The organism is Hymenobacter siberiensis, from assembly GCF_018967865.2.
GTDB classification, from domain to species: Bacteria; Bacteroidota; Bacteroidia; order Cytophagales; family Hymenobacteraceae; genus Hymenobacter; species Hymenobacter siberiensis.
This window is the reverse complement of record NZ_JAHLZY020000001.1, coordinates 2,612,227-2,624,434: the sequence shown is the minus strand read 5'-3', so window position 1 is coordinate 2,624,434 and position 12,208 is coordinate 2,612,227. Positions and strand designations below refer to the sequence as shown.

The following is a 12,208-nucleotide window of genomic DNA, read 5'->3' as shown; positions in this document are numbered from 1 at the left end:
GTTCTTATTTATTGATGTTCAACGACGAGACGCAATTATGCGTCTCTACTTCATAAACACCGGTCGAATCAGATTCTCAAACGTGAAAATCTCGTCCCATTTCTCCTGGGTCAATAATCCGCGTTCGGTCACGGCGATGTCGTGCACCGACTTGCCGGTTTTCAAGGCTTCTTTGGCAATCTCGGCTGAAGCCTCGTAGCCGATGACCGGGTTGAGCTGCGTCACGATGCCGATGCTGTTGCGCACTAGGTTCTCCGCGTGGGCCTTGTTGGCCGTGATGCCGATGACGCATTTGTCGCGCAGGGTGCGGCAGGCGTTAGTCATGTAAGAAATCGAGGTGAACAGCGCGAAGCTGATAACCGGCTCCATAACATTGAGTTGGAGCTGACCGGCCTCGGCGGCCATAGTCACCGTGAGGTCGGCCCCGATGACGTAGAACGCGGTTTGGTTCACCACTTCGGGCACCACCGGGTTCACCTTGCCGGGCATGATGCTGGAGCCTGGCTGCAAGGCGGGGAGGTTGATTTCGTTGAAGCCCGTGCGTGGGCCGGACGAGAGCAGGCGCAAGTCGTTGCAGATTTTGGAGAGCTTCACGGCCGTGCGCTTCAGCACGCCGGAGAGCTGCACATATGCGCCCGTGTCGTAAGTTGCCTCAAACAAGTCGCCGGCCAGGCTCAGGTTTAGGCCGGTGATGGTGCGCAGGTGCTCGGTCACTAGTTCGGGGTAGCCGGTGGGGGCGTTGATGCGTGAGCCGATGGCGGTGGCCCCCATGTTGATTTCGTCAATCAGCCGGCGGGAGTCGTCGATGCGCAGCAGCTCTTCGCGCAGGTTGGTGGCGAAGGCGCGGAACTCGTCGCCCATGCTCATCGGCACGGCGTCCTGGAGCTGGGTTCGGCCCATTTTGAGGATGTCGCGAAATTCCTCGCCCTTCTGGGCGAAGGCATCGGCCAGTATTTTCAGGGTTTCGCGGTAGCCCACCAGCTTGTTGTTGAGGGCGATGCGGAAGGCGGTGGGGTAGGCGTCGTTGGTGCTTTGCGAGCAGTTGACGTGGTTGTTGGGGTGGCAGAACTGGTACTCGCCCTTGGCGTGGCCCATGATTTCCAACGCGACATTCGCAATGACTTCGTTGGCGTTCATGTTCACCGAGGTGCCCGCGCCGCCCTGAATCATGTCGGTCAGGAACTGGTTGTCGAACTCGCCGGTGGCCACGCGGTCACAGGCGGCGGCAATGGCATCGGCAATGTTGGCGGGCAGTACGCCGAGCTCTTTGTTGGCCAAGGCCGCGCCTTTTTTCACGTATGCCAGGGCCTGCACGAATAGCGGCTCGTTCTTGATGGGAATGCCAGTGATGTCGAAGTTTTCGAGCGCACGCAGGGTTTGGATGCCGTAGTAGGCGGTGTCGGGCAGGCTGCGTTCGCCGAGGAAGTCGTGTTCGATGCGGGAATTGGACATGTGGGAATTTTGGGGTGGGACGATGGACCTGGTATGGAATGGCCGGATGGCGGGACAAACCTACGGCGGCGCATTGCAACGTGGCGGTTTTTTGCGTGTGTGTGGGTTTGTCGCACGTCATGCAGAGCGCAGCGAAGCATCTTTACCGCTTCGTTACATTCGTGCTAATTACTATTGAGGTAAAGATGCTTCGCTGCGCTCTGCATGACGGTCTTTTTTCATCGTTCAAACCCCACCCATGAAATTCCGCTACCTGCCCATCCTGGCCCTGGCCCTCGCCAGTTGTTCCCAGGCCGATAAATCGGCCACCGCCACCGGCCCCGATGCCCGTTTCGATGCTTTCAAAGGCCAGTTTATCGAAGCCCTGTGGAAGCAGAATCCGGATTATGCCTCCGGCATGGGCTACCATAAATATGACTCGCTGCTGCTCATCCCCAACGCCGCCCAGCGGCAGGCCGATGCTGCGTTCGCCCAGAATAACCTGGCGGCGCTGGGCAAATTCACCCTCGATAGCCTCTCGCCCAACAATCAGATTGACCTGCGCCTGCTCCGCAACGAGCTGCGCGCCGAGCGCTGGTACGCCGACACCCTCAAAAACTGGCAGTGGAACCCGGCCACCTACAACCTAGGGGCCTCGGTGGGTGACCTGCTCAATGGCCGTTATTTCCCGCTCAACCGCCGCCTGCGCAACATTTCAGATAAAATCAGCCACGCGGCCGAGTTCTATGCCGCCGCCCGCGCCAACATCAGCAACCCGACGAAGGAGCATACGCAATTGGGCATCAAGCAAAACGCGGGCGGCCTGGCCGTTTTCGGTTCCGCGCTGGCCGATTCGGTGCGGAAATCAAGCCTGACCGAAACCGAAAAAAAGACACTGACCGACCGCGTGGCCGCCGCCAGCAAGGCCATGCAGGGCTACATGGATTTCCTCAAAAACGACGTGCTGACCAAGGGCTCGTTCCGCCCGTTCCGCATCGGCAAGGAGCTGTTCGACCAGAAATTTGCCTACGACATCCAGTCGCGCTTCACCGCCGCCGAAGTATATGAGCAGGCCCTGAAGCACAAGGCCGAGCTGCTGCACGACATGGGCCACCGCGCCGCCCGGCTCTACCCCAAGTATTTCCCCGGCCAGAAAGCCCCGGCCGATACCCTGGCCCTCATCACGGCCGTCATCAACCAGCTCACCCTGAAGCACGCCCCGCGCGACGGTTTCGTGGATGCCGTGAAGCGCCAGATTCCGACCCTCGTGGCCTTCGTGAACGAGCATAAATTATTGACCCAGGACCCCAGCAAGCCCCTTGTGGTGCGCGAAACTCCGCTCTACATGCGCGGCAGCGGCGCGGGCGCCAGCGTATCGGCCCCCGGCCCCTACGACAAGGGCGCGAATACCTACTACAACGTGGAGCCCCTGCCCGCCGAGTGGACGCCCGCCCAGGCCGAGAGCTACCTGCGCGAATACAACGACTACACCCTCCAGATTCTCAATATTCACGAAGCTATTCCAGGCCACTACACGCAGCTCGTGTACGCCAACCGCTCGCCCTCGCTGGTGAAAAGCATTTTTGGCAACGGGGCGATGGTGGAGGGCTGGGCCGTGTATTCGGAGCGCATGATGCTGGAAAGCGGCTACGGCAACAACTCCGACGAAATGTGGCTGATGTGGGACAAATGGAACATGCGCTCGACCCTGAACGCCGTTATCGACCACGCCATTCAGGCCGAAAACATGAGCGAAGCTGCCGTGGTGGCCATGCTCCGCCGCGAGGGCTTCCAGGAAGAAGCCGAGGCCCGGGGCAAGTGGCTGCGCGCCACCCTCAGCCAGGTGCAGCTCAGCAGCTATTTCACCGGCTACTCCGAAATCTGCGCCCTGCGCCAAGAGCTGAAGCAGAAAGAAGGCAAAGCCTTTGACCTGAAGGCATTCAACGAAAAATTCCTCAGCTACGGCAGCGCCCCGGTGAAATACATCCGGGAGCTGATGCTGCGCAAATAGCGTTGCAGTAGCGCGGACTTATAGTACGCGAATTAGTTGGCTCGCAGCCTCGCAAGCGAAAAGTTCGCGCTACAACCAGCCCGCCGGCCGGCCCGCTACCTTTGAACATGTTTTTTCTGCTCTCGAAGGTTCTCGACTTTGCGCTGCTGCCCACCGTGTGGCTGGTGGCGCTGCTAATTGCGGCATTGGTAGCGCGGCCGCCGCGCCAGCGGCGCTGGCTGGTGGCCGCGCTGGTGCTCATGCTGCTCAGCACCAATCCATTCCTGGCCAATGAGCTGCTGCTGGCCTGGGAGCAACCGCCCGTAGCCCTGGCCGCCCTGCCCCGCCACGCCGATGCCGCCGTGCTGCTCACCGGTATCACCAGCGTCAACAAGTCGCCCCACGACCGGGTGTATCTCGGCCCCGGGGCCGACCGCCTCACCAACGCGCTGTGGCTGTACCGGGCCGGCCGGGTGCGCCGCATCATCATTTCCGGCGGCTCGGGTACCGTAAAAACGGCCGCCCACACCGAGGCCAGCGACCTGGCCACGCTGCTGCGCCTGGCGGGTGTGCCCAACTCTGCCATTCTGCTCGAAAACCAGAGCCGCAACACCCGCGAAAACGCACTGTTCACGCAAAAGCTGGTGGTGGCCCGGCCCGAGCTGGATACGCTCATTCTCGTCACCTCTGCCTTTCACCAGCGGCGGGCCATGGGCTGCTTTGCCAAAGTCGGGCTGCACCCCATCAGCTTCCCGGCCGGCTACCGCAGCGCCGACCGCCGCTTATCGCCCGATGCCTGGCTGGTGCCCAGCCCCGAGGCAATGGTTAATATCAGCCTGCTGGTGCACGAAATCACGGGCTGGCTGACGTATAAAGTGTTGGGGTATTTGTAGCGAAAGTAGGAGGTTGGCAAGGGAATACACAGAACGTCATGCTTCGGCTGCGCGGACGCCAGATGAAGCATGACGTTCTGTGTATCCGAATTATACTACTCCGTTTTCGCTACCGGCACCACCTCCTTGCCAATCCAAATCGACTTCTGGTTAACGAATTCGCGGATGCCCAAATACGAAAGTTCGCGGCCGTAGCCCGACTTCTTCACACCGCCAAACGGCATTTCGGACATCGACTTCACCAGGCCGTTCACAAATACGGCCCCGCTTTCAATCTGGCGGGCCATGGCCTCGCCCTTTTTCGGGTCCCCGGTCCACACGGCGGCCCCCAGGCCGAAGCGGGAGTCGTTGGCGAGGCGCACGGCATCGTCGGCGTTTTTGGCTTCCAGCACCAGCGCCACGGGGCCGAATAATTCCTCAGCGTAAGCACGCTGGCCGGGCTTGATGTTCGACAGAATCATGGGGCGGAATAGGGCCGTGCCGGGCTTGGCCTGCCCGCCGTACAGCTCCACTTTGGCACCCTGGGCCACCGAGTCATTCACCTGCTCGCTGAGCTCGTCGGCCAGGTCGGGGCGGGCCATGGGACCGTATTGGGTAGCCTCGTCGAGCGGGTCGCCGGGGCGCAGGGCCAGCAGGTGGGTTTTGAGGTGGCTGATGAATTCCTTAATCACCTTTTTTTCCACGATGAACCGCTTAGCGGCAATGCAGCTCTGGCCGCTGTTTATCATGCGGCTTTGGGAGGCGGCTTTGGCGGCCAGGGCCACGTCGGCATCGGCCAGCACGATAAACGGGTCGGACCCGCCCAGCTCCAGCACGGTTTTCTTGATGTGCTGCCCGGCCGTGGCCGCCACGGCCGCGCCCGCGCCCTCGCTGCCCGTGAGCGTCACGGCCATCACCCGGTCATCGGCAATGAGCTTCTCCACCAAATCGGACCCGATGAGCAGCGTGCGAAAGCAGGCCGGCGGCAGGCCCGCGTCGTGAAATATTTTTTCCAGTGCCAGGGCGCACTGCGGCACGTTGGAGGCGTGCTTGAGCAGGCCTACATTGCCGGCCATGAGGGCCGGCGCGGCAAAGCGCACCACCTGCCAGAAGGGAAAATTCCAGGGCATCACGGCCAGCACCACGCCAATGGGCTGGTAGCTGATGAAGCTGCGGCCGGCGTCGGTTTTGATGAGCTCGTCGCTGAGAAATTCCTCGGCGTGCTCGGCGTAGTAGTCGCAGCAGGTGGCGCATTTCAGGGCCTCGGCGCGACCGTCGGCAATGGGTTTACCCATTTCCAGGGCCATGAGGCGGGCCAGTTCGTCCTGGCGCTCGCGCAGCAGGGCGGCGGCGCGGCGCAGCACCCCGGCGCGGTGGGCAAACGTGGTGGCGGGCCAGGTAGTCGCCGCCCGGTGGGCCTGCCCGAGAATGCGCTCGGTTTTGGTCCAGCTGAAGGCCGTGAAGCGGCGCAGGACGCGGTTGGTGTAGGGGTTGTAGGACTCGATGGGCATTGTGAATAAAGAAAACCAGGAAAATAAGGAGTGTGCACTGGCTATTGCTGCCGCAAAAAGCGGCGGCCACAAACCGTAGATAAGTAGCTCTTCAACATCATAGCCCTGGCGTGGGTTGTGGTGGCGGCGGCAACCAAAATAGCGGTTGCCGGCTTTAGTTGCGGCCCGTGTAAGGTCGTATACGGGCAATTACGCGGCATACCGTATTTTCGTGTGCTCCGCAAGGCCCCGCCTTTCCGCTTTATTACTCACTTTCAGTCACTCCCGTGTCCGATAATTCGTTAATTTCCCTCCCACCTGCCGCCGAGGAGGACCTGGTCCGGCGCCTGCAGGCCCGCGACCAATCGGCTATGACGCTGTTCTACGACCGGTATTCGGCCACGCTCTACGGCGTCATCTTCCGCATTGTGAAGGCCGAGGACGAGGCTGAGGACGTGTTGCAGGAAGCCCTGGTGAAAATCTGGAATGCCTTTGCCAGCTACGACCCCACCAAGGGCCGGCTTTTCACCTGGGTACTGAACATTTGCCGGAATCTGAGCATCGATAAAATCCGCTCACGACAGCACCGCGTAGGTAGTAAAACAACGGGGCTGGACGATAGTTTGACGGCGCAGCGCCAAGCCGCGCCCACAACCTTCCGCCCCGAGCACATTGGCCTGCAGGAGATTACTCAAAAGCTTATTCCTGAGCAGCGCCAGATTATCGACATGCTCTATTTCGAGGGCTTCACCCAAAGTGAGGTGGCCGAGGAGCTCAACATCCCTTTGGGGACGGTGAAAACCCGCGCCCGCACCGCTATCAAAGTCCTAAGCAAACTTATTCGCTGAACCAACCGTGGAAAACTTCCAAGACTATATAGAATCGGGCATCCTGGAGCAATACGCGCTGGGCGAGCTCTCGGCCGCCGAGCAGGCGGCAGTGGAAGCCCAGGCCGCCAGCCAGCCCGCCATTCGGGCCGAGCTGGAGCAGGTTCAGGCAGCGTTGGGTTTCTACGCCGAAGCCCACGCCATTGCGCCCCCCGCCGCCATGCGCGAGCGGGTACTGAGCAACGTACTGGCCCAGATTGCGGGCCCCGCTGCCAATGCCAGCCTCCGCGCCGATGTGGATGCCGTAGCCCAGACCACCAGCCGCCCCGGCCCCGTAGCCAGTGCTCCGCAGCCGGTGGCCGCCGCGCCCGAAGCCGTGGTGCGGCCCATGTCCTCCGCGCCCGTGCAGGCGTCGGCCAGCCGCTCGGGTTGGGCCATTGCCGCCTCGGTAGCCCTGCTGCTGAGCCTGGGCGGCAATATGCTGCTGTATTCGAACTGGAAAAACGCCAGCTCGGAGCTGGTAGCCCTGCAAAATGACCAGTCCCGCTTTGCCGCTACCACGCAGGTCGTGAACGAGAAGCTGGGCGCGCTGCAACAGGAAAACCAGGTGCTACGCAACGACGAGTTCCGCGCTGTGGCTCTGGCCGGCACCAAAACCGCGCCCTCGGCTCACGCCCGGGTGCTGTTCAATGTCGCCACCCACAAGGTGTACGTAGACGTGCGCAGCCTGCCGCCGCTGCCCGCCGACAAGCAGTACCAGCTCTGGGCCCTCGACAATGGCAAGCCGATTGATGCCGGGGTGCTCACCGTGGCCACGGCCTCGGGCGAAGGCCTCCAGCACATGAAGGATATTGCCAGCGCCCAAACCTTTGCCATGACCATTGAGCCCGCTGGCGGTAGCGCCGGCCCCACCCTGAGCACGATGACGGTGGTAGGTAATATTTAGCCCGCCCCAAATTTAGTTTCATTGCTGTTGCATAGTGACTTGTGCAGCATCTGGTTTTGTTGCTGGTTTCTCGTTGCTGGTTTAATGCTTTTGAGCCGTTTTTCAGGATGAGAAATCAGCAACGATGTACCAGTTGAAATTTGCGGTACAAGCGTTACCAGCGTAACATCAGCTATTCAGTCAGTGAAAAAAGACAGCATCTGGGTTCGTCGAAAATGAACAATGCTGCCTGCTGTCCGTTTGGGCTGGCAGGCGGCATTGTTTGCCACTTAAAAAAAGCAGCTTCAATGTCTATGCACGGCACCATTCTGACCATGCTAAAGCGCTATATGTAAACTCAGTACGACCACAGTACCTGGGTGAAGCTGGTAGAGCTTGCGGGCCTCGATAAAGTAGCGTTCAACCACAAAACCGTTTATCCCGACGAGCATATTTATGCCCTCGTGGGCCACGCGGCCGAGACGACCGACCTCTCGGCCGGGGAATTGCACGAAAAATTTGGCGAATACCTCGTGCCCGACCTCATGTATATGTATCAGCGCCTGCTCAAGCCCGAGTGGAAAATGCTGGATATGCTGGAGCATACCGACCTAACCATGCACAAGCAAGTGCGCCAGGAGCACACCGAAAATTCGCCGCCCATGCTCGCAGTCAGCCGCCTCGGGCCCAACGAGCTGATGATTGATTACGTGTCGCCGCGTCGCATGAGCGGGCTGGCGGTGGGCATCGTGCGTGGCCTGGCCGCGTATTACGACGAAGCCGACCGCATCGACGTGATGCCTACTACCATCAAAGACGGCGAGCGGGTCCGGATTCACGTACGTCGGCACTAGCTTATCTTTCTCTGATTCAATTTCCTTCATTTATTTTTCAATCCATGAGCGACGCTTCGTACTACAACCCGGCCGACCTGGCTAAATTTGGAAAAATCTCCGAATGGCAGCCCGAAATGGGCCGTAAGTTTTTCGATTATTACGGCGAGGTATTTAAAGAAGGCGCGCTGAGCGAGCGCGAGAAAGCGCTGATTGCCCTGGCAGTAGCCCATGTGGTGCAATGCCCGTACTGCATCGACGCCTACACGGCCGACTCGCTCCAGAAAGGGGCCGACGAAGCCCAGATGATGGAAGCCGTGCATGTTGGGGCGGCCATTAAAGGCGGTGCCACGCTGGTGCACGCCACCATGATGATGAACAAAGCCAAAGAACTGTCGATGTAAGGATTGGGGCGGTGCGCTGTCTAAGTAGTTCGAAAGGCCTGCCTCAGTTTTGCGATAACCTATTTGTGCTTAGCATCATCGTGCCTTATATCCTCCTGTAAATTAAATTCATGAAATCTCTCCACGCCCAGCATCACGCGCTGGCTGATTCCACTTACCAGCTCGACGTCCTCAACCCGGCGCAGACGGTGGGTGCCCGCTTTCCTGCCTTCGCCGCCAAGCTGCGCGAAACCGGCCTGCTGCCCTTGCGGCCCACCGAAATGAAGGTGATGCAAATAAACGTGGGCAAAATGTGCAACCAGGTGTGCAAGCACTGCCACGTAGATGCCGGCCCCGACCGCACCGAAATCATGACCCGCGAAACCATGCAGCAGTGCCTGGATGCGCTGGCTCAAACTGATATTCAGGTGGTAGACCTCACCGGCGGCGCACCCGAGATGAACCCGGACTTTCGTTGGTTCGTGGAGGGCATTTCGGCCCTGGGCCGCCAGGTTATCGTGCGCTGCAACCTGACCATCATCGTAGCCAACAAGAAGTATAACGACCTGCCCGAGTTTTTCGTCAAGCACGGCGTACAGGTGGTGTCGTCGCTGCCGCACTTCGCGGCCGGCCGCACCGACGCCCAGCGCGGCGAAGGCGTGTTCGACCGCTCGATGCGGGCCCTGCACATGCTCAACGCCGTGGGCTACGGCGTGGAAGGCTCCGGCCTGACGCTGGATTTGGTGTATAACCCGTCGGGGGCATTCCTGCCCGGCAACCAGGTTAGTCTGGAGCGCGAGTTCAAGCAACGCCTGACCCGCGACCACGGCGTGAGCTTCAATAACCTGCTGGCTATCACCAACCTGCCCGTTAGTCGCTTTCTTGATTATTTAATTGAAAGCGGCAACTACGACGGCTACATGGACAAGCTGGTGCAGGCCTACAATCCCGTAGCCGCCGCCAATGTAATGTGCCGCAGCACCATCTCGGTGGGCTGGGACGGCCTGCTCTACGACTGCGACTTCAACCAGATGCTGGACCTGCCGGTTGCCACCGCTTCGGCCCGGCACATCCGCGATTTTGACCTCGATGCGCTGCAAAACCGGAACATCGTGGTGAACCAGCACTGTTATGGCTGCACCGCCGGCGCGGGCTCCAGCTGCGGCGGGGCTACAGCTTAGTGGCAAATCGAATTTTAAATCTTCTTCCCATGAGCTGGCCCCGTCTCGTTCGCATTAGCCTGAGTGCCGGATTACTTGCGCTGGGGGCCTGCGGGAGCGGAGCCGGTGACGAAACGGCCGGTCCCGGCATGCTCTACAAGCAGCTACTACGCACGCTGTATCATAACACCGTGCCCACGGTGCCCGCCGCTGCCCTGGCAACGGAGCTGGCCAAGCCCACTCCGCCGCTGCTGCTTGACGTGCGCACACCCATTGAATACCAGGTGAGCCACCTGCGCGGGGCCCGCTTCGTGCCCTTCGACTCCGTTGCCACCGTGCAGCTTGCCGGCATCGACCGCAGCCAGCCCGTGGTGGTGTACTGCTCGGTGGGCGTGCGGAGCGAGCGGCTGGGCGAGCGCCTGCACGCCCTGGGGTTTCGCAACGTGCGCAACCTCTACGGCGGGCTGTTTGAGTGGGTGAACGAAGGCCACCCCGTGGTAGACTCCGCCGGCCCCACCAACAATGTGCATCCTTATTCCACATTCTGGAGCCCCTGGCTGAAGCGGGGCCGAAAAGTTTATGAGTGAAGACCTTGCGGCCCACGCTGCGCAATCAGATAGCGACTCCCATTTGCTGGTATTCGCCCGTGTTCCGGCCCTGGGCCGGGTAAAAAGCCGGCTTGCGGCCGGGGTGGGAGCGCCCGCCGCGCTGGCCGTCTACCACGAGCTGCTGGCCATAACCAACACCGCCGTGGTGACCGCCGGCGTGCCGGCCACTGTGTGGCTGGCCGATACTGCCGGGCCGGAGCCCACCACTGCCGAAACCCGCGAGTGGGCAGCCCACCACGCCAAATGCCAGCCCGAGGGCGACCTTGGCGCGCGCATGACCACCGCGTTTGCAGCGGCCTTTGCCGCTGGGGCAGCTCGCGTGGCCATCATCGGAACCGATTGCCCGGGCCTGCGCGCCACGCACCTGAACGAGGCTTTTGCGCTGCTCGAAACCAACGACCTGGTGTTGGGACCTGCCACCGATGGCGGCTACTACCTGCTCGGCCTGCGCCAGCCCCAGCCCGAGCTGTTTCTGAACAAAACCTGGAGCACCGATTCGGTTTTGACCGATACGCTGGCCGATGCCACCCGGCTGGGCTTGCGGGCAGCCTTTTTGCCTGCCTTGCGCGACGTGGACAACGCCGACGACCTGGCCGTCTGGCGCGCTGCGAGCGGAAGCTAGGCCTGTTTTGACCGGCTTGCTTTGCCAGTGTCGCAGGCCCGTTAGTATCTTACGGCTCCTTTCTTCACCTCTCCAAAGCCTGCCCGATATGATGAGCTGCCCGCTGCTACGCCGCTTGATGCCCTTGCTGCTTGCCGGCCTGCTCCTGAGCGGCTGCACGCCGGCCGAAGACAAGCCGGCGAAAGCGCGAACGCCGGTTTCGGCTCAGGCCTTGCAGGCCGTGATGCCTGCTTTCGACCAGCAATGGGCCATGCGCAAGCTGTGGGAGGACGGCTTGGCCGAAGTAGCAACCTACGATGCCGAACGGGTGATTTATAAGAAGAAGCGGCTGTTTGAGTACACCCAGATTACGGTGAAGGAGGCGTTCAACCAGCAGTTCAACGTGAAAACGGACGACTACAAGCGGGATGACCTGTTTCCGGTGATGAAAATCAACCAGTTTTGTAGCATTCAGACCGACCAATACCCGTACCACTACCTCACGTCGCTGTTCTTCCGGCGCGACCAGCCGGTGTCGCTGTTCAAAATGTCGTCGTCGTCGCAGGAATGGTGCGGCAATACCTTCAAGTCCATCATCGACGATGGGGTGAATTTCGAGATGTGGTTTCACTCTTACTGGGATGGCCAGGGCGATAACAACCGCGACCTGCGCCGCGATATCATTCTCGAAGATGCCCTGCCGTACACGCTCCGCGCCCTGAGATTTGACCAAAAGCCCAGCTTCAACCTGACGGTGCTGGATTTGCAGCAAACCAACAAGGCTACGCCGCCGGTCTACTATCAGGCCCGCCTCACCACCGCCGAAGCCCCCGCCGCCGATGCGGCCGAGCCCGCCTGGCGCGTGGCCCTGGTGCTGGCTCCCGGCAAGGAAAGCGTGTACTGGTTCGCCAAAAAATACCCCAATATACTACTCCGCCAAGCTACCTGGGATGGCCGCACCCTGCGCCTGAAATCAGTGCGCCGCTATGCCTATTGGCCTAAGTAACCCTCAGTTGTGGAGTGATAGCCGCATAGCGGCGGCAGGTTTATAGAAACTTAGATGCGCCGTTTACAAGCTTCAAAGGGGC

At 60.7% G+C, this 12,208-nt stretch carries 11 protein-coding genes and 1 pseudogene; 10 read left to right on the top strand and 2 right to left on the bottom strand.

What is annotated here, in order from left to right:
• Positions 1-45 precede the first annotated feature (45 nt).
• Positions 46-1,452, bottom strand: a complete 1,407-nt coding sequence (gene aspA, locus KQ659_RS11670; protein ID WP_216688639.1) for an aspartate ammonia-lyase — start codon at positions 1,450-1,452, stop codon at positions 46-48.
• A gap of 238 nt (positions 1,453-1,690) precedes the next feature.
• Between aspA and KQ659_RS11665 the strand changes: the two genes are divergently transcribed.
• Both KQ659_RS11665 and KQ659_RS11660 read left to right on the top strand, forming a co-directional pair.
• Positions 1,691-3,442, top strand: a complete 1,752-nt coding sequence (locus KQ659_RS11665) for a DUF885 domain-containing protein (protein WP_216688640.1) — start codon at positions 1,691-1,693, stop codon at positions 3,440-3,442.
• Between the two features lie 107 nt (positions 3,443-3,549).
• Positions 3,550-4,314 (top strand): YdcF family protein, encoded by a 765-nt coding sequence (locus tag KQ659_RS11660; protein ID WP_216688641.1) that lies wholly within the window; start codon positions 3,550-3,552, stop codon positions 4,312-4,314.
• 95 nt (positions 4,315-4,409) lie between these two features.
• Here the strand turns inward: KQ659_RS11660 and KQ659_RS11655 are convergent, their stop codons facing one another.
• Complete coding sequence (locus KQ659_RS11655) at positions 4,410-5,804, bottom strand: NAD-dependent succinate-semialdehyde dehydrogenase (protein ID WP_216688642.1); 1,395 nt, start codon at positions 5,802-5,804, stop codon at positions 4,410-4,412.
• A 266-nt stretch (positions 5,805-6,070) separates the two neighbouring features.
• On the opposite strand from KQ659_RS11655, the gene KQ659_RS11650 reads away from it, so the two are divergent.
• The 8 genes and pseudogenes from KQ659_RS11650 (at position 6,071) to KQ659_RS11615 (ending at position 12,126) form a co-directional block, all read left to right on the top strand.
• Positions 6,071-6,631 (top strand): RNA polymerase sigma factor, encoded by a 561-nt coding sequence (locus tag KQ659_RS11650; RefSeq protein WP_226915545.1) that lies wholly within the window; start codon positions 6,071-6,073, stop codon positions 6,629-6,631.
• 7 nt (positions 6,632-6,638) lie between these two features.
• Positions 6,639-7,556 carry an anti-sigma factor domain-containing protein gene (locus KQ659_RS11645; RefSeq protein ID WP_216688643.1) on the top strand — a complete coding sequence of 306 codons (918 nt, stop codon included), beginning with the start codon at positions 6,639-6,641 and terminating at the stop codon, positions 7,554-7,556.
• A gap of 350 nt (positions 7,557-7,906) precedes the next feature.
• Positions 7,907-8,389, top strand: a pseudogene (locus KQ659_RS11640) (heme NO-binding domain-containing protein); the annotation flags it as partial.
• Positions 8,390-8,433: 44 nt separating this feature from the next.
• Positions 8,434-8,772: an arsenosugar biosynthesis-associated peroxidase-like protein gene (locus tag KQ659_RS11635; protein ID WP_168672718.1), complete on the top strand. Its 339-nt coding sequence runs from the start codon at positions 8,434-8,436 to the stop codon at positions 8,770-8,772.
• 110 nt (positions 8,773-8,882) lie between these two features.
• Complete coding sequence (gene arsS, locus KQ659_RS11630; protein WP_216688645.1) at positions 8,883-9,932, top strand: arsenosugar biosynthesis radical SAM (seleno)protein ArsS; 1,050 nt, start codon at positions 8,883-8,885, stop codon at positions 9,930-9,932.
• A gap of 29 nt (positions 9,933-9,961) precedes the next feature.
• Positions 9,962-10,498: a rhodanese-like domain-containing protein gene (locus KQ659_RS11625; RefSeq protein ID WP_226915546.1), complete on the top strand. Its 537-nt coding sequence runs from the start codon at positions 9,962-9,964 to the stop codon at positions 10,496-10,498.
• Positions 10,491-11,141, top strand: a complete 651-nt coding sequence (locus KQ659_RS11620; protein WP_216688646.1) for a TIGR04282 family arsenosugar biosynthesis glycosyltransferase — start codon at positions 10,491-10,493, stop codon at positions 11,139-11,141. Before KQ659_RS11625 ends, KQ659_RS11620 begins: the two co-directional genes overlap by 8 nt.
• Positions 11,142-11,259: 118 nt before the next feature.
• Positions 11,260-12,126, top strand: a complete 867-nt coding sequence (locus KQ659_RS11615; protein ID WP_216688647.1) for a hypothetical protein — start codon at positions 11,260-11,262, stop codon at positions 12,124-12,126.
• The last annotated feature ends 82 nt before the right edge of the window (positions 12,127-12,208 follow it).